The organism is Roseovarius sp. W115, assembly GCF_032842945.2.
Classification (GTDB): domain Bacteria; phylum Pseudomonadota; class Alphaproteobacteria; order Rhodobacterales; family Rhodobacteraceae; genus Roseovarius; species Roseovarius rhodophyticola.
In genome coordinates this window covers 1,541,543-1,566,389 of the sequence record NZ_CP146606.1, presented here as the reverse complement: position 1 = coordinate 1,566,389, position 24,847 = coordinate 1,541,543, and the positions used below count along the sequence as shown (strand labels likewise).

The 24,847-nt window shown below is 53.2% G+C and carries 27 protein-coding genes; 9 read left to right on the top strand and 18 right to left on the bottom strand.

Annotated elements, in window-relative coordinates; all coding sequences use genetic code 11:
• Positions 1-66 precede the first annotated feature (66 nt).
• The 3 genes from RZS32_RS08055 to RZS32_RS08045 are packed head-to-tail and all read left to right on the top strand — an operon-like array spanning position 67 to position 2,548.
• Complete coding sequence (locus RZS32_RS08055; protein WP_339106878.1) at positions 67-921, top strand: peptidylprolyl isomerase; 855 nt, start codon at positions 67-69, stop codon at positions 919-921.
• Between the two features lie 2 nt (positions 922-923).
• Positions 924-2,153, top strand: coding sequence for a bifunctional glutamate N-acetyltransferase/amino-acid acetyltransferase ArgJ (gene argJ, locus RZS32_RS08050; protein WP_317056489.1), 1,230 nt, complete (start codon positions 924-926; stop codon positions 2,151-2,153).
• The gene (locus tag RZS32_RS08045) at positions 2,150-2,548 is read left to right on the top strand and encodes a (deoxy)nucleoside triphosphate pyrophosphohydrolase (RefSeq protein WP_317056488.1); all 399 of its coding nucleotides are present in this window, start codon (positions 2,150-2,152) and stop codon (positions 2,546-2,548) included. Before argJ ends, RZS32_RS08045 begins: the two co-directional genes overlap by 4 nt.
• Positions 2,549-2,606: 58 nt before the next feature.
• Here RZS32_RS08045 and infB read toward each other — a convergent pair whose 3' ends face one another.
• The 4 genes from infB to rimP are packed head-to-tail and all read right to left on the bottom strand — an operon-like array spanning position 2,607 to position 7,947.
• Positions 2,607-5,099 (bottom strand): translation initiation factor IF-2, encoded by a 2,493-nt coding sequence (gene infB / locus RZS32_RS08040; RefSeq protein WP_317056487.1) that lies wholly within the window; start codon positions 5,097-5,099, stop codon positions 2,607-2,609.
• Complete coding sequence (locus tag RZS32_RS08035; protein WP_339106877.1) at positions 5,023-5,727, bottom strand: RNA-binding protein; 705 nt, start codon at positions 5,725-5,727, stop codon at positions 5,023-5,025. Before RZS32_RS08035 ends, infB begins: the two co-directional genes overlap by 77 nt.
• A gap of 24 nt (positions 5,728-5,751) precedes the next feature.
• On the bottom strand, positions 5,752-7,371 hold the full coding sequence (gene nusA / locus RZS32_RS08030; RefSeq protein WP_317056485.1) for a transcription termination factor NusA: 1,620 nt from the start codon (positions 7,369-7,371) through the stop codon (positions 5,752-5,754).
• A gap of 3 nt (positions 7,372-7,374) precedes the next feature.
• The gene (gene rimP, locus RZS32_RS08025) at positions 7,375-7,947 is read right to left on the bottom strand and encodes a ribosome maturation factor RimP (protein WP_317056484.1); all 573 of its coding nucleotides are present in this window, start codon (positions 7,945-7,947) and stop codon (positions 7,375-7,377) included.
• Positions 7,948-8,139: 192 nt separating this feature from the next.
• On the opposite strand from rimP, the gene RZS32_RS08020 reads away from it, so the two are divergent.
• A complete protein-coding gene (locus tag RZS32_RS08020) occupies positions 8,140-8,532 on the top strand; it encodes a nuclear transport factor 2 family protein (RefSeq protein WP_317056483.1) in 393 nt (130 codons plus the stop codon).
• A gap of 125 nt (positions 8,533-8,657) precedes the next feature.
• Here the strand turns inward: RZS32_RS08020 and pip are convergent, their stop codons facing one another.
• On the bottom strand, positions 8,658-9,632 hold the full coding sequence (pip, locus tag RZS32_RS08015; protein WP_317056482.1) for a prolyl aminopeptidase: 975 nt from the start codon (positions 9,630-9,632) through the stop codon (positions 8,658-8,660).
• A 49-nt stretch (positions 9,633-9,681) separates the two neighbouring features.
• On the opposite strand from pip, the gene ubiG reads away from it, so the two are divergent.
• Positions 9,682-10,428, top strand: a complete 747-nt coding sequence (ubiG, locus tag RZS32_RS08010) for a bifunctional 2-polyprenyl-6-hydroxyphenol methylase/3-demethylubiquinol 3-O-methyltransferase UbiG (protein WP_317056481.1) — start codon at positions 9,682-9,684, stop codon at positions 10,426-10,428.
• Between the two features lie 3 nt (positions 10,429-10,431).
• Here ubiG and RZS32_RS08005 read toward each other — a convergent pair whose 3' ends face one another.
• From RZS32_RS08005 to RZS32_RS18995, 4 genes are read right to left on the bottom strand one after another with little or no spacing between them, the layout of a single operon-like run.
• Positions 10,432-10,878: a MarR family winged helix-turn-helix transcriptional regulator gene (locus RZS32_RS08005; RefSeq protein WP_317056480.1), complete on the bottom strand. Its 447-nt coding sequence runs from the start codon at positions 10,876-10,878 to the stop codon at positions 10,432-10,434.
• A complete protein-coding gene (locus RZS32_RS08000) occupies positions 10,875-11,708 on the bottom strand; it encodes a carbon-nitrogen hydrolase family protein (protein ID WP_317056479.1) in 834 nt (277 codons plus the stop codon). The genes RZS32_RS08005 and RZS32_RS08000 overlap by 4 nt, the downstream gene beginning before the upstream one ends.
• A complete protein-coding gene (grxC, locus tag RZS32_RS07995; RefSeq protein WP_317056478.1) occupies positions 11,705-11,962 on the bottom strand; it encodes a glutaredoxin 3 in 258 nt (85 codons plus the stop codon). Before grxC ends, RZS32_RS08000 begins: the two co-directional genes overlap by 4 nt.
• A gap of 32 nt (positions 11,963-11,994) precedes the next feature.
• Positions 11,995-12,723 carry a double zinc ribbon domain-containing protein gene (locus tag RZS32_RS18995; RefSeq protein WP_422395963.1) on the bottom strand — a complete coding sequence of 243 codons (729 nt, stop codon included), beginning with the start codon at positions 12,721-12,723 and terminating at the stop codon, positions 11,995-11,997.
• A gap of 17 nt (positions 12,724-12,740) precedes the next feature.
• Here RZS32_RS18995 and RZS32_RS07980 point away from each other — a divergent pair, with 17 nt between their 5' ends.
• Entirely contained in the window at positions 12,741-13,556 is an 816-nt protein-coding gene (locus RZS32_RS07980) for an SAM-dependent methyltransferase (RefSeq protein WP_317056477.1), read from the top strand.
• Between the two features lie 60 nt (positions 13,557-13,616).
• Positions 13,617-14,678: a ferrochelatase gene (gene hemH / locus RZS32_RS07975; protein ID WP_317057868.1), complete on the top strand. Its 1,062-nt coding sequence runs from the start codon at positions 13,617-13,619 to the stop codon at positions 14,676-14,678.
• A gap of 69 nt (positions 14,679-14,747) precedes the next feature.
• Here the strand turns inward: hemH and RZS32_RS07970 are convergent, their stop codons facing one another.
• A complete protein-coding gene (locus RZS32_RS07970) occupies positions 14,748-14,936 on the bottom strand; it encodes a hypothetical protein (RefSeq protein WP_317056476.1) in 189 nt (62 codons plus the stop codon).
• 140 nt (positions 14,937-15,076) lie between these two features.
• Entirely contained in the window at positions 15,077-15,688 is a 612-nt protein-coding gene (locus RZS32_RS07965) for a L,D-transpeptidase (protein ID WP_422395945.1), read from the bottom strand.
• A 154-nt stretch (positions 15,689-15,842) separates the two neighbouring features.
• Here RZS32_RS07965 and RZS32_RS07960 point away from each other — a divergent pair, with 154 nt between their 5' ends.
• Positions 15,843-16,358: a CAP domain-containing protein gene (locus tag RZS32_RS07960; RefSeq protein ID WP_317056475.1), complete on the top strand. Its 516-nt coding sequence runs from the start codon at positions 15,843-15,845 to the stop codon at positions 16,356-16,358.
• 5 nt (positions 16,359-16,363) lie between these two features.
• Here the strand turns inward: RZS32_RS07960 and RZS32_RS07955 are convergent, their stop codons facing one another.
• From RZS32_RS07955 to RZS32_RS07930, 6 genes are all read right to left on the bottom strand, one after another.
• A complete protein-coding gene (locus RZS32_RS07955) occupies positions 16,364-16,858 on the bottom strand; it encodes a L,D-transpeptidase family protein (RefSeq protein WP_317056474.1) in 495 nt (164 codons plus the stop codon).
• A gap of 87 nt (positions 16,859-16,945) precedes the next feature.
• Positions 16,946-17,791 carry a class I SAM-dependent RNA methyltransferase gene (locus tag RZS32_RS07950; RefSeq protein ID WP_317056473.1) on the bottom strand — a complete coding sequence of 282 codons (846 nt, stop codon included), beginning with the start codon at positions 17,789-17,791 and terminating at the stop codon, positions 16,946-16,948.
• Between the two features lie 411 nt (positions 17,792-18,202).
• On the bottom strand, positions 18,203-20,044 hold the full coding sequence (locus RZS32_RS07945; RefSeq protein WP_317056472.1) for an ABC transporter ATP-binding protein: 1,842 nt from the start codon (positions 20,042-20,044) through the stop codon (positions 18,203-18,205).
• A 177-nt stretch (positions 20,045-20,221) separates the two neighbouring features.
• Entirely contained in the window at positions 20,222-21,379 is a 1,158-nt protein-coding gene (locus tag RZS32_RS07940) for a CCA tRNA nucleotidyltransferase (RefSeq protein WP_317056471.1), read from the bottom strand.
• Complete coding sequence (locus RZS32_RS07935; RefSeq protein ID WP_317056470.1) at positions 21,376-21,981, bottom strand: CoA pyrophosphatase; 606 nt, start codon at positions 21,979-21,981, stop codon at positions 21,376-21,378. The genes RZS32_RS07940 and RZS32_RS07935 overlap by 4 nt, the downstream gene beginning before the upstream one ends.
• Positions 21,968-22,963: an Hsp33 family molecular chaperone HslO gene (locus tag RZS32_RS07930; protein WP_317056469.1), complete on the bottom strand. Its 996-nt coding sequence runs from the start codon at positions 22,961-22,963 to the stop codon at positions 21,968-21,970. The genes RZS32_RS07935 and RZS32_RS07930 overlap by 14 nt, the downstream gene beginning before the upstream one ends.
• Positions 22,964-23,042: 79 nt before the next feature.
• On the opposite strand from RZS32_RS07930, the gene RZS32_RS07925 reads away from it, so the two are divergent.
• Positions 23,043-23,483 carry an NUDIX hydrolase gene (locus RZS32_RS07925; protein WP_317056468.1) on the top strand — a complete coding sequence of 147 codons (441 nt, stop codon included), beginning with the start codon at positions 23,043-23,045 and terminating at the stop codon, positions 23,481-23,483.
• On the opposite strand, the gene RZS32_RS07920 is transcribed toward RZS32_RS07925, so the two are convergent.
• Positions 23,458-24,723: a PP2C family protein-serine/threonine phosphatase gene (locus RZS32_RS07920; RefSeq protein WP_422395962.1), complete on the bottom strand. Its 1,266-nt coding sequence runs from the start codon at positions 24,721-24,723 to the stop codon at positions 23,458-23,460. The two genes, RZS32_RS07925 and RZS32_RS07920, sit on opposite strands and share 26 nt — an antisense overlap.
• Positions 24,724-24,847 lie beyond the last annotated feature (124 nt).

Genomic DNA, 24,847 nt, shown 5'->3' with positions numbered 1-24,847 from the left:
GCCTGCCGATACAGTGTCAACGTCACAAGGCATGATGCCTCTGCACGAACGAACAAAGGAAATCTTATGTTGCAATCATTCAAGACTTTCGTGGCAGCTTCTTGCGTGCTCGGCGCCATTTCAACAACGGTTTTTGCGCAGGACGACGTCGACCCAAATCAGGTGCTTGCAACGGTTAACGGCACAGAGATCACACTGGCGCATGTGATCGCTCTGAGATCTGAACTGCCTCAGCAATATGATCAATTTCCATCCGCACTCTTGTTTCAGGGCATTATGGATCAACTCATCCAACACACACTTATGATGCAATCCATTGAAAATCAGGCGTCGTTCAAAAGCCGCATCACAATTGAAAACGAAACCCGTTCCATCATGGCCGGCGAAGTTCTTCAAGGCATCGTGTCAGAAGAACCCTCCGAGGACAGCCTGCGCACGCTTTACGACGAAAAATACCCTACAGACCTTCAAGAAACAGAATATCGCGCATCGCATATCCTTGTCGAAACTGAAGATGAGGCCACAGCGCTCGTCGCCGAGTTAGAGGGTGGCGCAGACTTTGCTACCCTTGCCCGTGAAAAGTCCACAGGACCGTCAGGGCCGTCTGGGGGAGATTTGGGATGGTTTGGAGCAGGCGACATGGTCGAGCCGTTTTTCAATGCGGTTGTCGAATTGGAACAGGGTCAGGTATCCCCACCGGTTCAAACCACCTTTGGTTGGCATGTCATCCTTTTGGCTGAGACCCGTGATCGCGCACGCCCAGAATTCGACACTGTTAAAGCCCAACTTGTTGAAGAAGCGCGCCAGTCGTCTGTAGAAGCTTTCGTCGCTAACCTACGTGAAAAAGCCGACATAACACGTGCCGACACCGATGGGATCAATCCAGACGTCATTCTGAATTTCGACCTCTTGGAGCAATAAATATGGGTAAGACACCCGCCGTCTCTCCCTTGGCACCTGACATCTTTCCCGATCTTCCGACAATCAAAGGAGCACGGTTCGCAGCCGTTGAAGCGGGTGTCCGCTACGAAGGACGCAAGGATGTAACGCTCATATCGCTTGATCCTGGCACCTCCATTGCAGGCGTCTTTACCAGATCTGCCACGCGCTCGGCGGCCGTGCTGGATTGCCAGGAAAAGATCGGCACGCATAGCGACGCAGGTGCGGCGATTATCGTGAATTCCGGCAACGCCAACGCCTTCACCGGCAAGAAGGGCAAGGAGTCAGTGAACACGATTGCCAGCGCAGTAGCAGCTAAATTGAACCTACCCTCAGAACGGGTTTTTTCATCCTCCACAGGCGTCATCGGAGAGAGTCTGCCGCATGATCGTATTTGTGCCAAAATCGATGAAGCGGCAGAGGCGCTTTCCGAAACAAGCCTTCCCGATGCCGCGCAAGCGATCATGACAACGGATACTTTCCCAAAGGGCGCAGGCGCGACTGTCTCTGTAGATGGTCAAGAGGTTCATATCGCAGGCATCGCCAAAGGGTCCGGGATGATTGCACCGGACATGGCCACGATGCTTGTCTATATCTTCACGGATGCCCTGATGGAGCGCGAAGTCCTGCAGCAAATGGTGACTGCGCTCAACAAAAAGACCTTCAACTGCATTACCGTCGATAGCGACACCTCGACATCCGATACGCTGCTGGTCGCCGCAACCGGTGCCTCTGGCGTGCGCGTCACAGACAAGAGCGTTGGTTTCATGGAAGCGTTGCGATCTGTCATGCTCGATCTTGCACATCAAGTTGTGCGAGACGGTGAAGGTGCAACGAAATTTGTTGAGGTATCCGTGACAGGAGCGTCCAGCGATACTGATGCCAAGACGCATGCGATGGCGATTGCCAATTCACCCTTAGTGAAAACAGCCATCGCAGGCGAAGACCCAAACTGGGGTAGGGTGGTCATGGCCATCGGCAAATCTGGCGCACCAGCAGACCGAGACCTCCTGTCGATCTGGTTTGGCGAAACGCTTGTGGCCGAAAAAGGCTGGGTTAGTGACACATATCGCGAAGAAGACGGCGCCACACACATGAAAAACGATAAGATTGAGATCCGCGTTGACCTCGGTCTAGGCGGGGGAACTGCCACAGTCTGGACCTGCGATCTGACCCATGGGTACATCTCAATCAACGCGGATTACCGGTCTTGAAGACTGTTCTGGTATCTGCAGTAGCCCTCATTGACATTGAGGGCCGTGTTCTGCTGGCCCAGCGTCCCGAAGGGAAATCCATGGCAGGTCTTTGGGAGTTTCCCGGCGGCAAGGTGGAAGACGGCGAAACACCCGAAGTCGCGCTGATCCGCGAGCTGGAAGAAGAGCTTGGCATCAACACCTGGGAAAGCTGCCTCGCGCCTCTGACCTTCGCCAGTCACAGCTATGACGACTTCCACCTACTCATGCCGCTCTTCGCTTGCCGAAAATGGGAAGGGTCCCCGCAATCTCGGGAAGGTCAGACACTGAAATGGGTGCGTCCAAGTAATCTGCGCGACTATCCAATGCCAGCAGCAGACATTCCGCTCATCCCGATCCTGCGCGACTGGCTTTAGCCTTCAAAAACAAAAGGGCGGCACACTGGCCGCCCCCAAAACAGTATCTGATATTGGCTTACTCGAGGTTCCGCTCGATCTCTTCGCGTTCAAAGATTTCAATCACGTCATCGGCGCGGATGTCGTCATAGTTCTCAAATGCCATACCACATTCCTGACCTGACTGAACCTCCGGCACCTCGTCCTTGAAGCGCTTCAACGTCTTGAGCGTACCTTCGTGGATCACCACGTCATCCCGCAGAAGACGCACACCGGCAGAGCGACGCGCGACGCCTTCGGTAACGAGACAGCCCGCCACTTTGCCGACGCCAGTGACCTTGAAGACTTCTTTGATCTGAGCATAGCCAATGAAATTCTCACGAATTTCGGCCCCAAGCAGACCACTCGCCGCCGCCTTCACGTCGTCCACAAGGTCATAGATCACACTGTAGTAGCGAATCTCGACGCCCTTCTGGTTGGCACTGTTTCGCGCCGGCGCGTTTGCCCTCACGTTAAAGCCAATCACCGGCGCACCGGAGGCTTCTGCAAGACCAACATCGCTTTCGGTGATCGCGCCAACACCGGAGTGAAGCACGCGCACGCGCACCTCTTCGTTGCCGATCTTTTCCATCGCCTGAACGATGGCTTCCGCCGAACCCTGCACATCCGCCTTCACCAGGATAGGCAGTTCAGCGACATTCTCGTTTTCCTTGGCCTGTGCCAAAAGCTGTTCCAGAGACGTTCCTGCACCCGCTGCAGCACGTTTCTCTTTCGCGGCTTTCTCGCGATATTCGGCAATCTCGCGTGCCTGCGCTTCTGTATCCACCACGTTCAGCACATCACCCGCCTCGGGTGTGCCGTTCAAACCAAGAACCTCAACCGGAACAGAGGGACCCGCCTCTTTCACACGGTCGCCACGGTCATTGATCAACGCACGAACACGGCCGTACTGCTCACCCACAACAAAGATATCGCCTTGTCTCAGGGTGCCACGCTGCACGAGAACTGTCGCGACAGGGCCACGGCCCACGTCAAGTTGCGCTTCGATCACAGCACCCTCTGCTGCGCGATCAGGGTTCGCTTTCAATTCGAGGATTTCCGCCTGAAGCGCGATAGCCTCCAGCAATTCATCAAGGCCTTGCCCGGAAATCGCAGAAACTTCGACGTCCTGCACTTCGCCAGACATCTTCTCAACGATCACTTCATGCTGCAGAAGATCGGTGCGTACTTTGTCAGGGTTTGCCTCAGGTTTGTCGACCTTGTTGATCGCCACAATCATGGGCACTTCTGCTGCTTTGGCGTGGTTGATCGCCTCGATCGTCTGCGGCATGACCGCGTCATCCGCAGCAACAACCAGAACCACGATATCCGTTACCTGAGCACCGCGTGCACGCATGCTGGTAAATGCTGCGTGGCCAGGTGTGTCGAGGAAACTGAGCAAGGAACCGCTATCAGTCTTCACCTGGTAGGCACCGATGTGTTGCGTGATCCCACCTGCTTCGCCCGAAACGACTTTGGCATCACGGATTGCATCCAAGAGAGACGTCTTGCCGTGATCTACATGGCCCATAATGGTGATGACCGGCGGGCGTGGTTTGAGATCTTTTTCGTCATCGTCGACGGAGTCGATCACATCTTCCACATCGGCGTCGCTGACCCGGACAACACTGTGGCCAAATTCCTCAATGATGAGCTCGGCTGTATCCGCGTCAATGGCCTCATTTTGCGTAAGCATCAGCCCATTGTTCATCAGCGCTTTGACAACATCGCCAACGCGTTCGGCCATGCGGTTGGCCAGCTCTGACACAACAATGACCTCAGGCAGTTGAACTTCCCGGACAATCTTCTCCCGAGCTTCGCCGCCGCCCAGCGCTTTCTGACGCGCGCGCTCTTGTTTGCGCTTCATCGCAGCAAGCGACTTTTGCCGCCCACCTTCGCCGCCGGACAAGGCCTGATTCAGCGTCAGCTTGCCAGACCGTCGGCCTCCATCATCGCCACGGCCTTTGTTGCCACGACCACGATCATCTCCCCGGTCGCGGTCTTGCTTGCGTGGTGCCTGCTTGGGCGCGCGCGCCTGTTGCGGTGCATCATCGGCGGGCGCAGCAGCTGCCGCTGCCGCTGCTTTGGCCGCAACTTCGGCTTCACGCTTTTTGCGTTCCTCCTCATCAGCTTTGGCCTTGGCGCGCTCTTCAGCCTCGCGCTGTTCGCGCTCCTTGGCTTCGGCCTCCTGACGCCGACGCTGCTTTTCTTCTTCGCGGGCCTTTTCGTCGGCCTCACGTTTTGCAGTTTCGTCCGCTTCACGCTCTTTGGCCGCGGCCAACGCCTTCATCCGGCGCTCCATCTCCGCATCGGATATCCCGGCCGGACGTTTCGACGCGTTCGACTGTGTTGCGGTAGGCTTTGACGCACCTGCAGCAGGAGCCGCCGCACCCGGCTTGGGCTTGACGATCCGTTTCCGCTTGGTTTCCACCACGACGTTCTTGGTGCGCCCATGGCTAAAGCTCTGCTTGACGTTCCCCGAACGAGGACCGCCACGCACACCCAGAGTTTTCTTTCCGTCGTTGTCGCTCATCTACTTCAACTTCCTTTCCGGCGGGGCTTTCCCCGGCCGAGACGCGCAAGCCTTTCAGCCTTGCCGCCTCCTCTACAACACGTTGGCACAAACCTCCAGCCGCTAGTGCAGCATGAATTGTGCTTTCCCGTCCAAAGGCCTGACCCAGCTCATCAGCGGTCAACCATCCGATCCAAAACCCGCCATATGGCGTGCTCAACTTGGATTTGCCGCGCTCTGATCCATCGCTCGCCTGAATGAGCACTTCGGCCTCATCCTTAGAAAGCCAATCCTTAACCTTTTCGTAACCTGACACAGCTTGCCCGCCCTTCCGGGCCAAACTGATCAACTCAACCACACGACGCGCCAGCATGGTCTCGACCATCTGAGACAAGTTATCTGGCAAGGTCACAGCCTGCTTTGCACTTCTTGAAAACAGACCCTTTTTCACCGCAACCTGCAGCGCATCAAGATCAGCACTGACCCAGATACCCCGTCCCGGCAAACGTTCCAGAATATCGGGCACCACCTGCGCCTCGGGACCAATTGCAAACCGGATCAAACCGTGCTTTGGCCGCACCTCGCCTGTGGCAATGCACTTGCGTTCCGGACCGTCTTTTTGGTCCTTGGGCTGTCCACCGCGCCCCATGCTAACCTCACGAGACCTGAAGGATCAGGCCTCGGCCTCCTCTTCAACGGCTTCTTCGCCTTCTTCGGCGGCGTCCGCCTCGAGGTCCGCAGGGTCAACCCAACCCAACATAACACGCGCGGTCATGACAAGATCCTGTGCTTCTTCAAGAGACAAATCAAACGGTTCCAAAAGCCCGTCATCCTTGATCCGTTCTCCATCGACTGTCGTCCAGCCGCCTGCCAGTTCCCAATCTGCGCAGGTTGCGAAATCCTCGAGCGTTTTCACGCCGTCCTCGGCCAGAGCTACTACCATTTGGGGTGTCAGGCCTTCGAATTCAATAAGGCTATCCTCAGCTCCCAAACTACGCGCTTTTTCAAGAGCTTCGCGTGCCTGTGCCTCTAGGATATCGCGAGCCCGCGCTTGCAGCTCTTGAGCTGTATCTTCGTCCACACCATCAATCACCAACAGCTCATCAAGCTCGACATAGGCAACTTCTTCGAGATTCGTGAATCCTTCCGACACCAGAAGCTGCGCAAAGAACTCGTCTAGATCGAGCGTTTGCATAAAGAGGTTCGTCCGCTCTTCAAACTCTTTCTGACGGCGTTCGCTGTCTTCGGCTTCTGTCATGATATCAATATCAAGATTGGTCAGCTGGCTTGCCAAGCGTACATTCTGGCCGCGCCGACCAATGGCCAGTGACAACTGATCTTCCGGCACTACGACCTCAATCCGCTCGGCCTCTTCATCCAGAACCACCTTGCTCACCTCAGCAGGCTGCAACGCGTTCACAAGGAAGGTTGGCTGATCTTCGTTCCACGGAATGATGTCGATCTTTTCACCCTGAAGCTCATTCACAACGGCCTGCACCCGGCTGCCGCGCATACCAACACAGGCACCCACAGGGTCAATCGAGTTGTCATAGGAGATCACAGCGATCTTCGCCCGGCTGCCGGGATCACGCGCAACCGCCTTGATCTCAATGATGCCATCATAGATCTCCGGCACTTCCATCTTGAAAAGTTCCGCCATGAATTCAGGAGCTGTCCGGCTCAGGAAAATCTGCGGACCACGGGCCTCGCGACGCACGTCCTTGATGTAGCACCGGATGCGGTCATTCGGACGATAGCTTTCGCGCCCGATCTTCTCATTCCGGCGCAGAACAGCCTCGCCCATGCCGACATCGACATGCACATTGCCAAACTCTTCGCGTTTTACCTGCGCATTGATGATGGTGCCGATCCGGTCTTTGAATTCTTCATACTGCTTGTCACGCTCAGCTTCGCGGACTTTTTGCAGAATCACCTGCTTGGCGCTTTGTGCAGCAATCCGGCCCATATCAACTGGGGGAACTTCCTCAACAAGCGTATCGCCCACCTTGGGATCATCCAGATACTGCTTGGCTTGCTCCACAGTGAATTCAGCCTGGTAATTCTCAAGCTCTTCATCTTCCACAACCGTACGCACACGGGTGAATGTCGCCTTGCCTGTCTTGCGATCAATTGCGACACGAATGTCCATCTCCGCGCCATAGCGGGACTTGGCCGCACGAGCGAGACTCTCTTCCATAGCCTCGATCACAAGGCTGGGGTCGATCATCTTCTCCCGCGCCACTGCCTCGGCGGTTTGCAAAAGCTCAAGCTGGTTGGCTGAAGTAATGGCCATCTCTTAGTCCTCCTCAGACCCTTCGGTCTCGATCTCGTCAAAACTATCTTCGTCAATCAGACCCGCATCCTTGCGCGCCTTTAGCATGTCCTTGATCAGCTCATCGGTCAGCACAAGCTTGGCATCCACCAGCCAGTCAAACTTGAGCCCGACAGTGCCTTCATCCAAGTTGATAAGCACTTCATCTTCTTCCGTACCGGCCAAAACGCCCTTGAAACGCTTACGCCCATCAATCAGCTCAGCTGTCTCTAACTTGGCCTCATAGCCTTCGAATTCGTCAAAATCCTTCAGCCGTGTGAGCGGTCGGTCGATCCCTGGGCTGGACACTTCCAGCGTGTAGGCATCTGTGATCGGATCCTCAACATCCAGAACAGCGCTCACCGCATTTGAGATGTTAGCGCACTCGTCCACTTCAATCCCGCCGGTTGGCCGTTCGGCCATGATCTGCAACGTGGCCGTCTTGCCCCCCATCAACCGCACGCGCACAAGCTCAAACCCCATATCTTCTATGACAGGGGTGATGATCTCAGCCATCCGGCGATCAATCGCAGCTTTGGCAATCAGGTCGTTGCTCATCAGTCTTTCAAGCACAAAAAAACGGGCGCGCGGCCCGTTGGTATTTCCCGGTGGAGCTTTCGGTTTGGACCCGAACGCGCCGCTGTTGAGGGGGATATACGCCTGAGTGGGTGAGTCTGCAAGGGGGATCGACATCACTATAGGCAGTGATACGATTCTGAGACTGAAAGTTGGACTGACAAGGAGGCGCCTATGGCCCCAAATCGCACAGATATTGAAGTTCTTATTGAAAAACATATTGCCGCGTGGTGCGCCAAATCTCCTGATGGTGTCGCGGCCAGCTACACCGCAGACGCCACATTCACTATTAATCGTGGCAAGCCGATGACTGGACATGATGACATTGCAGAAATGGTTCTGGGGTTTTGTAGTGAATTTCCAGATGTGGTTCTTGAACTTGATCACAGTTTCATAGCCGGAAATCACGCGGTCTATGTCTGGACCTTCAAAGGACATCACCACGAAACCAGCAAGTATGTCGAATTTCGGGGCTGGGAAGAATGGGACCTTATAGATGACTGCTTGGTTAAATCGTCACTTGGCTGGTTCGACGCCGATGACTATGAGCGGCAGCTACGCCCTTAAAATCCTTATTTGAGCACAGCCAAGTTTATCAAACACAATCCCGACGTGGCGTCATTGCTCACCTTGCACGCACCGACGTAATACCGACGCGATACCGATGTAATACCGACGTTGGACTTCAGTGCTCAAACGCGTGCCGCGAGACGGTCCATGATTTTGACAAGTTCGGCGCTGATGCCCGGCTCTGACAGAGCATGCCCCGCTACGGGAATAAGCCTGAGATCGACTTTTGGCCAGAGCTTGGACAGTCGATACGCCGCGTCAGGCGGGCAGATCATGTCATACCGCCCCTGCACGATTACACCCGGAATATGGGCAATTTTCCCCATATTTTCATAGATATACCCGTCCTGCCCGAGGAAACCGGCATTCATGAAATAGTGGTTCTCCAATCGCGCAAACGCCCGCGCGTAGTCCGCCGGGCTGTCACCACTTTGACCGCTGGAGTGCACCGTCGCCAATGCATTTTCCCAAGCACTCCAAGCCTTGGAATAACGAATTTCCTCCGCCCGCTCGCCTGAAAACAACCGGCGATTATACGCAGAGATCATATCACTCCGCTCAGATTCTGGTATAAGCCCTTGAAACTTCTCCCAAGTTTCCGGCCAAAACTTCCCGGCACCGCCACCGTAGAACCATTCAAGCTCGGCCTTTGTCATTGTAAAGACACCGCGCAGAATCAGATGTCGAACACGTTGCGCATGGCTCTGAGCATAGACCAACGCCAGGGTCGCGCCCCAGCTGCCGCCAAAGACTGCCCAGTCTTCTATCTCAAACGCATTGCGGATCTTTTCGATATCCGCCACGAGATGCCAGGTGGTGTTGTTTTCGACGCTTGCATGTGGCTTCGATCGCCCACAACCCCTTTGATCAAAAAGGATAATTCGATACTTGCGTGGATCAAAATAACGCCGCATCGCCGGGCTGCATCCGCCGCCAGGGCCACCATGAAGCACGATGACAGGCAATCCATTTTCACTGCCAGATTGCTCAACATAGACGGAATGCCCATCCCCCACATCCAACATGCGCCGACCGAAAGGCTCAATCGCCGGATACAGAAATTGCGCTGCGCTCTTTTGGCCAGAGAATTTATCCATAACCGTCCTATATAGAGTGGTGATTCCAAATGAGCACATGGAGAGCAGAATGCAAGCCGCTCAAACAACGATTGATGATGCAGAGATCGCAAAATTCGAAGCAATGGCTGCTGAATGGTGGGACCCAAACGGCAAGTTCAAGCCGCTGCATATGCTCAATCCATGTCGGCTTGATTACATCACCAGCCAGATCGCTGCAGAATTTGATCGTGATTTGACGTCAAAGTCCGCATTTGAAGGTCTGCGTATTCTCGATATTGGCTGTGGCGGCGGATTGCTCTCGGAGCCCATGGCACGTCTTGGGGCAACGGTTGTCGGCGCTGATGCCGCCCTCCGCAACATACCAGTGGCACAGATTCACGCAGAACAATCAGGGCTGCAGATTGATTACCGGCACACAACGGCAGAAGCTATGGCAGCAGATGGCGAACAGTTCGATGTTGTCCTGAATATGGAAGTCGTCGAACACGTGGCCGATCCACTGGCCTATCTGACGGCCTGTCAAAGGCTTTTGCGCCCCGGCGGGCTTCACATCTGTTCGACGATCAATCGCAACGCCAAGAGCTACGCCATGGCGATTGTTGGAGCCGAGTATGTGATGCGCTGGTTGCCCAAGGGCACACACGAATGGAACAAATTCATCACGCCAGATGAGCTTTATCAGCTCATGTCCGAGGCCGGCCTCAAACCTGTCGACAAAAAGGGATTTGTGTTCAACCCGATTAGCTGGTCATGGTCTTTGTCGAACAGAGACCTAAGCGTGAACTACGTCACAGCCAGTTTGAAGCCGAAATAGACTCTAATTTTCAGACTCTAGTTTGATCCGCAGATCTCTGAGCACTGGGAGAGTCGCTCGAAACTTGTCCTCCCCAAGATCTTCCAAAACTTGAGTGATTATTGGCATGATCGCGGACAGTGCTGCTTCACAGGCGCGCTGCCCGGCCGGGCTAATGGCAACCTGTTTGCGCCGCGCATCATCCCAATCGGGACGTATGTGGATATATCCAGCCCATTCAAGTTTGTTGAGCGTATTGGTCATAGCCCCACGGGTGACATGAAAGCTCTTGGCCAATTGGGCCGGTGTGCGCTCTTCTCCGGATCTCGCCAAATGGTTCAGAACCGAGAAATGCGAGATTTCCATACCTTTGGGCAAAACACGGCTGAGACGGCTTCGAATCAACTGTTCAGCCGTCAGGATCTCGCTGAAGAAAGTTACAGCCAAAGACTGCGCTGGATTTTCGTTCATTTGGGTCCAGAAAATCGGGTTTCACAGGTCAACGATGGGATACGCTTTCGTGCTTTAGACACCGCTGTTTTGTCAATTTCAACCTGTACCACACCAACGTCTGTTCCGGCATCTGCCAATACGTCGCCCCATGGCCCCACGACCATGGAATGCCCATATGTTTTGCGCGACTGACCAACGGTTGATTTGTGTTCGCCCTTCTGAGCAGGCGCGAGTACGTAGCACCCTGTTTCAATGGCCCTTGCACGCAAAAGAATTTCCCAATGCGCTCTACCTGTTACGGGCGAAAAGGCGGACGGAATTGTCAGGAAATCGGCCCCAGCATGAGCAAGTTGGCGGTAGAGCGTTGGAAACCGCAAATCATAGCATACCGTCATGCCGACACGTCCGAACGGTGTATCGCAGGTCACTGCACAATCGCCCGGGCGGTAGCCTGCGGACTCGCAATATGTTTCGGTTTCCGAAACCTTCACATCGAACATATGGATTTTATCATATTTTGCGCAAATGCGCCCATCAGGAGAAATCAGAAAGGATCGGTTGGCAAATCGTCCATCTTTTTCGTTGGTCTTCAGCGCAATCGACCCAATCAGAAGCCAAATCTTCAACTCTGAGGCCTGCTGGCGCAATGCCACCAAAGTCATGTCTTCGTCCTCTGTGGCCAGAACAGATTGCTGATGTGCGCGACTTGTCGAAACACAGTTTGTGACCTCCGGGGTCAACACAAACTGGGCTCCGTCAGAAGCAGCTTTGGATATCAATCCTTGCGTTTGAACAAGGTTGTCTCGCGGATCGTCACTGCAGCAAAGCTGAAGCAGCGCAGTCTTCATGCCGCCAGAAGTGAGTCGAGTTTCCCCGCTCGATCAAGGGCGTAGAGGTCGTCGCATCCGCCGACATGTGTCCCACCAATGAAGATCTGAGGCACAGTGCGGCCACCATTCGCGCGCTGGATCATTTCCGGTTTCCGATCTGGGTTTTTCAGAACGTCAACTTCCGAAAAGCTTGCGCCTTTCTGGGTAAGCAGGCGTTTAGCCGCATGACAAAAGCCACAGAGAGGGGATGTATAGATTTCGACAGTTTTCATATCACGCACTCATTCGTGTTTCGACTGCGTACTTAGATGTCTGGTGCCACGCGCGCCAGTACCAACACGAAAATTTCATCAGCACCGGCGCTCAAACATGCTTGCGCACAGGCGGAAAGTGTCGCGCCCGATGTCATGACATCGTCAACCAACAGCACCTTGGCACCCTTCAGAACCGAAAATTTCTTTGGGTGAGGTGAAATCGCACTATCCAGCGCTTGGAAGCGCTCTTCAAAACCCAAACCATCCAAAACCGGCGTTCTATATCCTCTGGTCAGAGCATCCGGACAGAGCTCGCAATCATAAGATTGCGCAACACCCTGCGCCATGAGAGCGGATTGGTTGTATTTGCGCTTCAACATCCGCGACCAGTGCAACGGCACGGGCACAACCACGGTCGATGGCTGTACCAATGACGATGCGGCCTGAATCATCCAACTTCGGACAAGATGAACAACGTCATGCCTATCACCATGTTTCAGGGCAAGCACGAGACGTCTTGCGTTATCCTTGTAAACAAGGGCTGCACGCCCCTTGCTCCAAGGTCGAGCGGTCGTCAAACACTTGTCGCAGTGAGCAACTGTGGCATCTTCGTCTCCTGGCAAAGGCACACCGCAGAGGTCACAAACCAGCCCTGAAATCAATGGAGTCTCGCGCCAGCACCCACCACACAGGCCAAAATCGCTATCGACAAGGTCTCCGCACAAAAGACAGCGTGGCGGATAAACTATCCGAAGTGCGGTTTGTACTGCGGTTGAGATCACCCTATTGTCCTTTAATGACGCGAATTCTGACGGATCAAATTGCCCTTGAGCGCAACCGCGCGCGGGCCAGTAAGAACATGGCAACGTTTCTTCACGAAGCGGCCGCCGATGAGATCAAAGATCGTCTGCAACTCGTAAAAAAAGCCTTTACAGAGCCTGCAATCGTCAACAGCTACCCGAAAATTTGGGCGAATGTGTTGAACCAGAGCTTGCAGGTTCCTCCGTCAGATACGCTGGGCTTGAAAGAAGACGCTCATAACTTAGTCATCCACGCCATGTCACTACACTGGGCCAACGACCCAGTGGGACAATTGATACAAGCCCGGCGCGCCCTTGAGCCTGACGGGCTTTTTCTAGCTGTTTTTTTCGGCGGCAGGACACTTCACGAGTTACGCAGCTCATTGGCGCAAGCGGAGGCTGAGATCACTGGTGGTTTAGCACCGCGTGTCGTTCCTATGGGTGATATTCGTGATCTCGGGGCGCTGTTGCAACGGGGAGGATTTGCACTGCCTGTCGCAGATATCGTGCCCCTAACCGTAAGCTATGCAACCCCCTTTGACTTGATGCGCGATCTACGGGCCATGGGCGAAGCGAACGCAATGAACGAGCGATTGCGGCATTTCAGTCGCCGCGACGTGTTTTTGAGGGCTTACGAGATCTATTCAGACACGTTTTCCGACGAACATAGGCGTGTGCAAGCAACGTTTGAATTGATAGTGCTTACTGGCTGGGCTCCCGGACCAGGACAACCGCAAGCCCTTCGACCTCGGTCCGCGAGATCTCGTCTCGCCGACGCTCTGGGCACAAATGAATTTCCGCTCAAAGATTGACGCCAAGGCTGAAGCATTTATGTGCAACGTGATCCGAAGATGAAAAAAGACAGGCTTGAGATGTTCGACTCGACCAGCAAGGCGTCCGCTTGCCCCGCGCACGCGCCCAGCGACCACCCTGCCGTACCCAAGGCGAAAACGGGTGTGCTCTTGGCGAATCTCGGCACACCAGATCACTATACCTATTGGCCCATGCGTCGTTATTTGAACGAATTTTTGTCGGACAGGCGCGTGATTGATTACTCGCCTTGGCTCTGGCAACCGCTTCTGCAGCTTATCATCCTCAGCAAACGCCCTTTCACAAGCGGCGAGGCCTACAAGGCAATATGGAACGAAGACAAGGGCGAAAGCCCTTTGATGACGATCACGCGTGATCAAACTGACAGACTGTCTCAAGTCTTGCATGACAAGTACGGCGATGACGTCATGATCGATTTCTGCATGCGCTATGGAAATCCGTCGACCAAATCGAAGGTTCGTAAGCTGGTTGATGCAGGCTGCACCCGCATCGTTTTCTTCCCGCTCTATCCACACTATGCGGGCGCGACCTCTGCAACCGCCAACGATCAATTCTTCCGTGCTTTGATGGAGGAAACCTGGCAACCCGCCGCCCGCGTGGTGGAGGCGTATTTTGAGCATCCGCTTTACATCGAAGCGTTGGCGCAATCCGTAGAGGCTGCCTATGAAGATGCTGAAAAACGGCCCGAAATCTTGGTTGTATCGTACCACGGCATGCCACAACGATACCTCAAGCAGGGCGATCCCTATCACTGCCAGTGCCAAAAAACGACGCGCCTATTGCGAGAGCGTCTTGGCTGGGACGAGACAGAGATAACCACGACATTTCAATCCGTTTTTGGACCAGAGGAGTGGTTGCGCCCCTATACGGTGGAACACGTGGCCGAGCTGGCAGAGCAAGGTAAGAAAAACATTGCCGTCATCGCACCTGCCTTTTCATCTGACTGCATCGAGACGCTTGAAGAAATCAACGAAGAGATCAAAGAAAGCTTTGAAGAGGCTGGCGGTGAGGAGTTTTTGTACATTCCATGCCTGAACGACAATGATGCCCATATCGCTGCACTGGCTGATATCATTGATCAAAACTTGGGCGGTTGGACCTGAGTTCAACCCGCCAGAAACGAAAAAGGCAGCGATCAACGCTGCCTTTCTCAGAATTCTCTCTTCGCCGTATCAGTCGGCCGCGATTACCGCAGCAACGACGGCAAGAAGGACCAGCGGAACCCAAACGCCAGCGGCGGAAGAACTAGCAGCTGTCTCTTCAACAATCACAGGCGCCTCGATTACGGGTTCTTCGATGTTGCCAGCAAAACCTGCTGTTGCAGCAGCTGTAAACGCAGCGGCGAGAACGAATCTTTTCATGTCTATCCTCCAGATATGGGCGGGCCTAACTTTATAGTGACCTCAAGCCGGAAACTTACCTCGTAGCGGTCTCTAAACAGGACTATGGCAAAAAATGAAAGAATTCGTGGACGCTCAAAACGGCAATCCGGCTGAATTCGTCAAATTAGCAACACCTGAGTGCCTACTTTGGTCAGGCTGAAAAGCTCTGCAATATGCTCATTGTAAAGCCCAATACATCCATTGGATGACTTCCGCCCAATTTTGCGCGTGTCATGTGTTCCGTGAATCCGGTAATACGTCCAACTTAGGTAAAGCGCATGTGTTCCCAGTGGGTTATCTGGGCCTGGAGGGATATATGACGGCCACTCAGGATTGCGTTTAAGCATTGAGGGTGTCGGGCGCCAATCGGGTCCCACAATCTTGCGGACCACTTTAGTTCGCCCACGGCGTGTAAGTTCCTCACTCAGCGGCACGCTGGACGGGTAAAGTTTGTAGGTTTGACCATCTGCGCCCCAAAAATGAAGCGCACGTGATGATATATCTACCAACACTGCGCCATTATTCAGATTCGAAAAATAGGGACGCCAGTCCAGTGACCGAAAGCTTGAAATATTCCGACTAACTGTCGTCTTAACATCTTTTTCGAGCAGCACGCTGCCCGCTCCGTCTACATCTTGCGCCAGGGCAGGTAGCCCAATTGTAGCCGCGGTGCCTGCAAGAAACCCACGACGACTCAATGTTTTCTTTGTCTCGAATGCCATATCATTCATCCCAGATCGACTTTGTTTCACGCAAAGCATATGGCCGGAATGCCTCAATCGCAAATCAAACAGGCAACAAATAGCAAAGTTGAAGTCTTGTGGGTTTGAAACACAATGCAAGGCACGCTAGAGGAAAGAAAATGACGAAAACGGGTGACATCCGATGATGCGCATAGCAAGTCTGCTTCTTTCGGCTCTAATTATCCTTGCCGCTTGTACGCCACCACCGCCACAAAATCAGGTGGGCGTAGATGGCAAACCACTGCCCAAGGTGTATCGCATCCGCTCTGGAGAAACCTCGAAAATCCAGTTCCGCATGCTGGACTCTGTGAACTCACTGCGCAGTGCTGCAGGGCAATCAAGTGTTCAATTGAACTCAAAGCTGAACGCAGCAGCGGCCACACATTCCAGAGATATGTCGGTTCAAAACCGCCCCTGGCACTTCGGATCTGACGGGTCCTCGCCCATTGATCGTGTCAAGCGCGTTGGATACGAAGGCGGGCTTGTCGGCGAAACGATCTCAGAGACGTATGAGACCGAACTTGAAACGCTCGCTGCCTGGATGGAAGACCCATCCACGCGTCAAGTTATTCTTTCGCCCGACGCCCGCAACATGGGTTTTTCCTGGCTTCAGGAAAACAACGGCAAGATTTGGTGGACGCTGGTCATGGGCAACTAACCCCATCAAGGTGTAATTCTAATCGGCGTGCCGGTTTTTACCATCGCGTAAATGTTCCGCATTTGTCGGTTGGACACAGAAATACATCCGGCGGTCCAATCCGCACCTGGGTTTCTTACTTTGCCATTCGGGCGCCCGTGAATGAAGATATCTCCGCCAGGGCTTTTGCCAGCGGCTTTTGCAAATGCCCGGTCCTCTTCATTTGGATAAGAAACGCCCAGTGAAAGATAGAACGAACTATTTGGATTACGCCGGTCAATTATGTAGTCGCCCTCGGGCGTCTTGCCGTCACCTTCGAATTGTTTGTGCCCTTCAGCCGTAAAGCCCAACTCCACGTCATAGTATTTCAAGACCTTGTCATGATGCATCAAGAACATCCGCCGATCATTTTTATTGACGATGATCTGGGTGACCTCTGGGCCGTCATATGTCTTGAATTTTGAACATCCAGCTGCTGTGACGAGCAGCAAAACTACTAATAGACCTTTTGCAAATCGCATTGGTTCTGTCGCCTGTATTTTATTGCCTTTTCTGTCTTTCTAAAGCGCTTCCCAGGTTAGGTCACATGAATTTTGCACCTGCTGTGTTCACAATCTGAAAACGGCAACCAGTTCAACATGCGCAGACCAGCGGAATTGGTCTATTGGCAAGACCCAATCCAATAGGTAGCCCGCCTCCACAAGACACTTGGCGTCACGCGCAAAACTCGTTGGGTTGCAAGACACATAAGCAATGATCGGTGTTTGCGACTCTGCCAATTGCAGGGTTTGTGCCTGCGCACCAGCTCGCGGAGGATCAACCACAACGGCCTCAAATCGGGAGAGTTCTTCCGGCATCAAGGGATTGCGGAACAGATCGCGCGTCTCGATTGACACTGCCTTCAGGCCTTCGGAGTTCCGCCAAGCGTGATCAAGGCAACCCAACATCTCGCCATCCCCTTCAACCGCATGCACGCGGCTTTGTTTGGCAAGCGGCAAAGTGAATGTTCCACAACCGGCAAACAAATCCACGATGCTCGAAGCCTTGCCAACAATAGCTTGCACTTCGTTTTGAAGCATTGTTTCGGCATCTTTCGTTGCCTGCAGGAATGCGTCAGGTGGCGGGTAGACGGTTATGTCGTCAAAGAGCTGCGATGGCTTGCGCAAGGTAACAATGGTTTCGCCTTCGTAGCTTAAGCGCGCAATATCATGACCGGCAGCAAGATCAGACAGAGCATTTCGAAGAGCTCCGCCCAACACCTTGCCACCACTCACAGCTATATCCAGACCTGCCTCAGACAGCGTTACGGCGACAGACAGTTCGCCCTTCCGGCTTGCCGCCAGCCGTGCCAGGTCTTCTGCGACAGGCAAACCCATCATCAAATCAGGTGTCATGAGCTGGCACTTGGGAATTTCGACGATGACATCAGAGGCCTGCTTGTGAAAACCAGCCATTGCACCTTTCTTTGTGCGACGGGCGGCAAAGGTTGCTCTACGCCTTGAGGAGACCGGAGAGGTAGCAATTGGTCGAATCTCAGCTTGCAGGCCCTGCGCAGAAAGAGCCACGCGTATCAAATCCGCCTTCCAGTGCGCAACAAACATGTCCGAGGCATGCTGCACCTGACATCCGCCGCACGCGCTATAGTGCGCACACACCGGCCTCACTCTATCCGACGAAGGTTGAACAATCCGCAGGTTGGAAAGTTTGTTTCCGACCAGCTCGCCTTGCACAACCTCCCCAGGCAGAGACCGCGGCGCATATATTGATCCTTCCGCAACTCCGTCGCCGCGCACGCCAAGCCGATCAATTTTATGAGTTTCCATAGTCACGCTCTATCTCAGCGTTTGGCCAACCAAAAGCCGTGCCTACTCCGCAGCCTCGTCCGCATTAATGAATCCACCAGACTGACGTTCCCAGAAACGCGCGTAGAGCCCACCTTGCGACAAAAGCTGGGCATGCGTTCCTTGCTCAACAATCTGCCCATGGTCTAACACAATTATGCGATCCATCTGAGCAATCGTGGACAACCGGTGTGCAATGGCAATCACGGATTTGCCCTCCATCATGCCATAAAGAGTTTCCTGAATCGCGGCCTCGACCTCGCTATCGAGCGCACTGGTCGCTTCATCCAAAAGCAAGATCGGCGCATCCTTCAAAATGACACGCGCAAGAGTGATCCTTTGCCGTTGTCCGCCCGATAGCTTCACTCCACGCTCCCCAACATGCGCGTCATAGCCTGTGCGGCCCTGAGGGTCCTGAAGATCGAGAATAAACTCATGTGCCTCCGCTTTTTTCGCGGCCTGAACAACCTGTTCCTCAGTCGCATCTGGGCGGCCATACAAAATATTGTCGCGGACCGAGCGGTGAAGCAGAGAACTATCCTGCTGCACCATACCGATCTGATCACGCAAGCTATTTTGAGTCACTGCGGATATCTCTTGACCATCAATCAGAATGCTTCCTGTTTCAGCATCGTAAAACCGCAAAAGCAGCTTTATTAGGGTCGATTTACCAGCGCCTGAGCGCCCGACCAGACCGATCTTCTCACCAGGGCTAATCTCTAGCGACACGCGATCAAGGCCACCGCTCTCGCGGCCAAAATGGTGCGACAGTTCCCGAACTTCGATCCGACCCCGCGACATATCCAAGGGCTTCGCATCAGGTGCGTCTACCAGATCAATCGGCTGTGCGATCGTCTCCATTCCCTCGGCAACCACACCAAGTTGACGAAAAAACGATGTCAGCGCCCACATGATCCAACCCGTCATGGCGTTCAATCTCAATGTCAAAGCTGTAGCGGCCGCCACAGCGCCGACACTGGCCTGTCCTTGCATCCAAAGCCAGATTGCCCAACCGACGACACCAACGATCAACAGACCATTCAAAAAGACGAGAACCACATCCATGATCGTGTAAATCCGCATCTCGGTCTGAAATGTGCTGCGTGTGTGTTCAATGGCCTCCCGCGCATAGTTCAGCTCTCGATCATCATGCGCAAAAAGCTTGACCGAATGTATGTTCGTGTAGGCATCAACGACACGGCCCGTCACTTGGCTTCGTGCATCAGATGCCGCCTTCGATGCGGGTCCCACACGCTGCATCGTCCAGCGCACAAGTAGCGCATAAAGCCCAATCCAAACAAGCAGTGGCAACATAAGGCGCGGATCCGCATCCGACAGCAAAAAGGCCGCACCAATGATATAAGCCAAGGAAAAGGCTATAGCATCAAACACCTGAAATACGGCTTCACCCGCAGCCGGAGGTGTCTGCATGATCCTGTTCGCGATACGTCCCGCAAAATCATTCTCGAACCACCCGACAGATTGGCGCAGCACATGCTTGTGCGCACGCCATCGAATAAGAGTTCCGAAATTTGGCAAAATTGCATTGTTCAAAATAAGAACATCAATCGCCTGAAGAAACGGACGCAGAAACAAGATAAACAGGGCGACCAGGATAACCTCTAGCCCATAAGTTTCCCACATCGTGGCCGGATCAGTAGACAGAAGATCCACGATACGTCCCATGTAGTAAATCAACCAAATCTCTACCGCCGCAACGATCACAGACATGATCGCCGCCATCCAGAATACTTTGTGAAAAGGGCGCATATACGCCTTCATAAACGGCCAAAGGCGGCGTGGCGGGCGGTCATTTTCTTCGTAATGGCAATACGGATCGACCAGAGTCTCAAAAAACTTAAACATGGAATGTCCTAGCGGGAAGCATGCATTGGGGTGGTGATAATTCAGTTCACCGCCCTTTGGTTCGAACCTTGGTTCGGGCGATGATCAGCAGGGCCAATCGTCGTATTGCATGTACTTCTCTCCAACTTAGGATGGCCTAAAATGAGGCGAATTTGACCAAAGAGTCAATCCAAGAGTTTATGACATGCGCCGCAAAAGCTGTTCCTTGCTAAGCTGAAAATCCGATGCGATCCAAATGTCTTCAAGCTTACGAAGCTGATCCCCAAGCTCCTTACCTTGAAAAAATGGCTTCAGATCCGAAGACTTGATTGGAAACTCAACTGCGGAACCTATGCGCACCGCCACCAGATCCTTGTCTTGAACAAACCCCCCAAGACGGGCCGCGGAAAGAGCCAGGACATCAATACCAAGCTTCTCGCCAAGTCGATATCCAAGTTCCGATGCAGGTTTTTTATTCGAAGTTTCTCGGCTCAAAATCTCCAAAGTTCGAGCGTCTTTTCGGCTCAGGCGCAATCTCTCCGGCACATCTTCTCCACCCAGCGCTGCAAGGCGCCTCATGGCATCGTGCACAATATCCATCTGGGATTCTACGTCGATCAGGCGGGCAAGCGCTGTATCATTCGCATCCTCGATCACAGCGTCTAGTACACCAGCATGCGCCATGGCCATGACGCTCTCAGTTGGGTCTCTTGTCGCCAGAAGTTTTCGCATTTCCGAACCGACGCGCTCCCTTGAAAGCGTCTCGATCCCAGAATGCAGTCGCGCACATGCCGCGAGGCCCTCTGGGTCCAAACCTCGGCTTGCATCGCCATAGCTCGCATGAAAGCGAAAAAACCTCAAAATCCGAAGATAGTCTTCGCGAATGCGGGTTTCTGGATCTTCGATGAACCGGACTCGCCGCGCTTCAATATCCGGCATACCATGCAGCGGATCCAGAACTTCTCCATCCGGGCGAGCGTAAATTGCGTTTATAGTGAAGTCTCTGCGCTTCGCGTCAGTCTCAACATTGTTTGAGAAATTGACAACGGCGCGTCGCCCATCTGTTTCTACGTCTTTACGAAACGTGGTGATTTCAAACGGCGTTCCCCCTGAGACCACCGTTACGGTACCGTGTTCAATTCCGGTCGGGGCTGTCTTGAACCTTTTTTGTTCAAATACTTCTAGCACCTGCTGGGGTTTTGCATCTGTGGCGATGTCGATATCTTGAATAGGCACACCAAGAAGTGCATTTCGTACGCAACCCCCGACAAACAGCGCCTGATACCCATTTTCTTCGAGGGCTGTACACACGGATTGTGTCGCAGGTGACTCAATCCATTCCCCAGTAATCTTCATTCCAAACATGCCGCATCTGATATGGCGCGCAGTATCCGCGCCGTCGCACCCCAAACATAATAAGGGCCATAAGGGGCGCAATAGTAATAGCGCCGTTGACCGCGCCAGCGACGAGACTCTACCCGAAAACTGTTACGGTTCAAAAAATGTGCCAGAGGCACGGTAAAGATTTCGTCTACTTCACCAGCTTCAGCTTTTGGTTCAAATGGTTTGGTGACGTGCCCAATCACCGGCGTCACCTGAAACCCGGTGACGGTTTCATGTGATGACCACTGACCCAAGATGTCCACATGCTCAGAAGGGAGGCCAATCTCTTCAGACGCTTCGCGCAAAGCAGTGGCGACGATATCGCGATCTTCGTCATCTTTCTTGCCGCCCGGAAAAGCCACCTGTCCCGGATGATGCTTCAGGGCCGAAGAACGTTTGGTAAGCCAAACATGTGGTCCATATTCGGTCAGCTCTACGGCCACCAACACACCGGCAAGCCGCAGTTTGCGACCTTCTGGCAAGACAGTATCAGGATTCAGATCATAGTCCGAAGAAGGCGCCAAAGGTCGTGCCAAAGCTTGGGTCAAAGGCGTCAAGGCTTCATGCGTTGTCACCACCACCCGCCTTTGCCTCTAGCCCCAATGTCTTCGGCTCCAAAACGTATTGAGCCCCACAAAACTGACAATCTGCTGTAACCAATCCCTCGGATGTCGTCATTTTCTCCAGGTCTTTTGCCGAGTATATAGAGAGACTGTTACGAACCCTTTCCTCTGAGCAAGTACACCCGAACTGCACCGACTGCGTATCAAACACGCGCGGCGTTTCCTCATGGAACAATCGCACCAGTAAATCTGTTGGTGAGACAGAGGGGCCAACCAACTCAAGATCATCAACCGTATCCAGCAGAAGATTGACCCGGTTCCAGTTTTCCTTGTCATCACCATCAATGATATCTGTCGCAATCAACAATCCTTGCTCACCCGTCGCGCCGTCTTTGGCGAATGGTGACGCTTTGGGCATGTGTTGCAGCATTACGCCACCGGCGCGCCAGTGTTCGTCTGTGCCAGCTTCTGTTGATTGGCCAAAACTCAAAGCAAACCTTGTCGGAAGCTGCTCTGACTGCGCAAAATACGCTTCTGCGCAGGCGCTCAGACTGCCGCCAGCAATTGGTGTAATTCCTTGATACGGTGCCGTGTCTTTGCCTTGGTCGATCAAAACAGCAAAATATCCCTCACCTATCTGGTCAAAGGGGTTTGCCGCGTTGATCCTATCGCTGTCAAAACTGGCATAGGCTCGAATCTTGGCTGGTTCTCCCTCCCGACTTGGCGCGAAATAGTCCGTTGCGATCATACGCACCGGCCCTTTGGATTGAACCTGAAGAGAAAGCTTCCAACGAAGTTTGATCGTTTGGCCAATCAAAGCCGTTAAAAGCGTCATCTCAGCAATCAAGGCTTCGACTTTCGCAGGATAGTCGTGTTGTTTCAAAATCTCATCAAGCACACCGTCCAATCGCGCGACCCGACCTCTGATATCGGATTGATCAAGCTGAAACGGAAGGACAGTATCGTCCCATGCTATTTTTTGTCCAAAAGTCATTGGGGTTTCCTTAAGTGCCGAGACTTGGCATATCGCACTATATATAGGCGCAAAGCCATCGTCCAAGAGGAAGAATTACGTGAGACGATTTGGTCATCCACCCAAAGCAAATGTAAAATACATCTCACGACCTGGCGCTTACGCAATCCTTCCCAGGCAAGGTAAGCTGCTTTTGACATATCAAGAAGAGCCTGAGCCCGAGTTTCAGTTGCCCGGCGGGGGAATAGATCCAGGAGAATCTCCTGTTGCGGCGCTGCATCGCGAGGTTTTCGAAGAAACGGGATGGAAGATTGACAAGCCAAGACGCCTGGGCGCGTTCCGTCGTTTTGTCTACATGCCGGAATACGATATGTGGGCCAACAAAGTATGTGTCGTCTACTTGGCCCTGCCTGTGCTCCAACTTGGCCCACCCTCTGAACTTGGACATATAGCGATCTGGGCAGATCCGGAAATTGCCGCAACCTCAGTCGCGAACCCCGGTGATCGTTTTTTTGTCAGGCAAGTATTGCGGTCTCTGTGAACTCTAGAAGAACAGCGGACACATCATCCTCAAATTCATCCTTCTTGGCATGGTTTGACAAATTCCAGATAAATGCCTCTATAAAAGCCATGCCATGCATGTCCTTCAAAGATATCAGGCCTTTCTTGACACCTCCATGACCTAGCAGGGTGCCATCAGGTGATGCACATTCATCAACGCCGTCAGAATGAATAAATAAACGGTCGCCGGGTTCGAGTTTCACCTCAAACTCTTCGTAGGTGGCCCCGTCAATTAAACCGACTGGCAATCCACCTGTACCCACTAGCTCAACGCGTCCATTGACGCGCTGAACAGAAGGATAAGGATGTCCTGCCTGAGACATTGTAACTATGCCACGACCCAAATCGACATGCGCCAGAAGCAACGTGAAATAGTGTTCAGTCTCAATTTCATTCAAAAACATGCGGTTTAGATCCGCCACTGTCTCTGCGGGTGGCCGCGCCGAATAGGTTCCGTTTTTGTTAAGAACCAAAGCTACGTTTTGATCCAATGATGTCGCGGATAAATAGCCCGCCAATCGCGCCGTCATCAAAGCCGAGCTGATCCCATGACCCGAAACATCGATTGAATAGAGGCCAACCTGATTTTCATCGATTGGAAAAACACCCACGAGATCGCCACCAACATGCCCAGAAGACTGCAGCAATAACGACACGCGCGCATTTCCAAAATCTCGGTAACGCTCGCTAACCAAGGATTGTTGAAGTTTTTTCGCCTCTAGAAGATCGCTATCCAGAGAATCGTAAAGCTTTTGCAATTCACACAAAGTCGACTGCACAAGCCGGTTTTTCTCCGAAAGTTCCTTTTGCATGCCGACAATGCGATCCCCGGCCAGGATTCTCGCACGAAGTTCGGCGGCATTTACAGGCTTGGTCAGAAAATCATCCGCCCCTGCATCCAAGCCCAGCGCAATATCATCTTTCTCGCCTTTCGACGTCAGAAGGATGAAGTACCCATAACTGTCTCTCGGCAAATCCCTGAACTTTTGACAGAATGTGAGACCATTCATCTCGGGCATCATCCAGTCACTCACAATCAAGTCCGGGTCGACACGCTTGCAGATATCGAGCGCCTCGGCACCTGATGCCGCCTCATAAACGTCAAGGCCCCATTTCGATAACAACGCCGAAACAATCCGCCTTTGCAGGCGGCTGTCATCGACAATGAGCACCGTTTGTATCGCCAAATTGGGTTCAGCGCCTGGCGCCAGCTGGGCAATCTTACGCACCACTTTTACCCCTCACACAACCTAGGGCACCCAACCACTTTCCCATTAAGATACTCTAAAATATAAAACTTTACCGGTTTTGATACAGCGTTTCACCAAACTCTAACTTTTGATT

Coding starts and splice junctions, on each gene's coding strand:
- RZS32_RS07945 (WP_317056472.1), bottom strand. CDS start 20,044: ATGTTTAAGTTTTTTGAGACTCTGGTCGATCCGTATTGCCATTACGAA.
- RZS32_RS08020 (WP_317056483.1), top strand. CDS start 8,140: ATGGCCCCAAATCGCACAGATATTGAAGTTCTTATTGAAAAACATATT.
- infB (WP_317056487.1), bottom strand. CDS start 5,099: ATGAGCGACAACGACGGAAAGAAAACTCTGGGTGTGCGTGGCGGTCCT.
- RZS32_RS08055 (WP_339106878.1), top strand. CDS start 67: ATGTTGCAATCATTCAAGACTTTCGTGGCAGCTTCTTGCGTGCTCGGC.
- RZS32_RS08035 (WP_339106877.1), bottom strand. CDS start 5,727: ATGGGGCGCGGTGGACAGCCCAAGGACCAAAAAGACGGTCCGGAACGC.
- RZS32_RS07980 (WP_317056477.1), top strand. CDS start 12,741: ATGACGCGAATTCTGACGGATCAAATTGCCCTTGAGCGCAACCGCGCG.
- rimP (WP_317056484.1), bottom strand. CDS start 7,947: ATGAGCAACGACCTGATTGCCAAAGCTGCGATTGATCGCCGGATGGCT.
- RZS32_RS07960 (WP_317056475.1), top strand. CDS start 15,843: ATGATGCGCATAGCAAGTCTGCTTCTTTCGGCTCTAATTATCCTTGCC.
- RZS32_RS07965 (WP_422395945.1), bottom strand. CDS start 15,688: ATGAATGATATGGCATTCGAGACAAAGAAAACATTGAGTCGTCGTGGG.
- RZS32_RS08005 (WP_317056480.1), bottom strand. CDS start 10,878: ATGAACGAAAATCCAGCGCAGTCTTTGGCTGTAACTTTCTTCAGCGAG.
- pip (WP_317056482.1), bottom strand. CDS start 9,632: ATGGATAAATTCTCTGGCCAAAAGAGCGCAGCGCAATTTCTGTATCCG.
- RZS32_RS07950 (WP_317056473.1), bottom strand. CDS start 17,791: ATGGCTGGTTTTCACAAGCAGGCCTCTGATGTCATCGTCGAAATTCCC.
- RZS32_RS07955 (WP_317056474.1), bottom strand. CDS start 16,858: ATGCGATTTGCAAAAGGTCTATTAGTAGTTTTGCTGCTCGTCACAGCA.
- RZS32_RS07930 (WP_317056469.1), bottom strand. CDS start 22,963: ATGACTTTTGGACAAAAAATAGCATGGGACGATACTGTCCTTCCGTTT.
- argJ (WP_317056489.1), top strand. CDS start 924: ATGGGTAAGACACCCGCCGTCTCTCCCTTGGCACCTGACATCTTTCCC.
- hemH (WP_317057868.1), top strand. CDS start 13,617: ATGTTCGACTCGACCAGCAAGGCGTCCGCTTGCCCCGCGCACGCGCCC.
- grxC (WP_317056478.1), bottom strand. CDS start 11,962: ATGAAAACTGTCGAAATCTATACATCCCCTCTCTGTGGCTTTTGTCAT.
- nusA (WP_317056485.1), bottom strand. CDS start 7,371: ATGGCCATTACTTCAGCCAACCAGCTTGAGCTTTTGCAAACCGCCGAG.
- RZS32_RS07940 (WP_317056471.1), bottom strand. CDS start 21,379: ATGAAGATTACTGGGGAATGGATTGAGTCACCTGCGACACAATCCGTG.
- RZS32_RS07970 (WP_317056476.1), bottom strand. CDS start 14,936: ATGAAAAGATTCGTTCTCGCCGCTGCGTTTACAGCTGCTGCAACAGCA.
- RZS32_RS08000 (WP_317056479.1), bottom strand. CDS start 11,708: ATGAAGACTGCGCTGCTTCAGCTTTGCTGCAGTGACGATCCGCGAGAC.
- ubiG (WP_317056481.1), top strand. CDS start 9,682: ATGCAAGCCGCTCAAACAACGATTGATGATGCAGAGATCGCAAAATTC.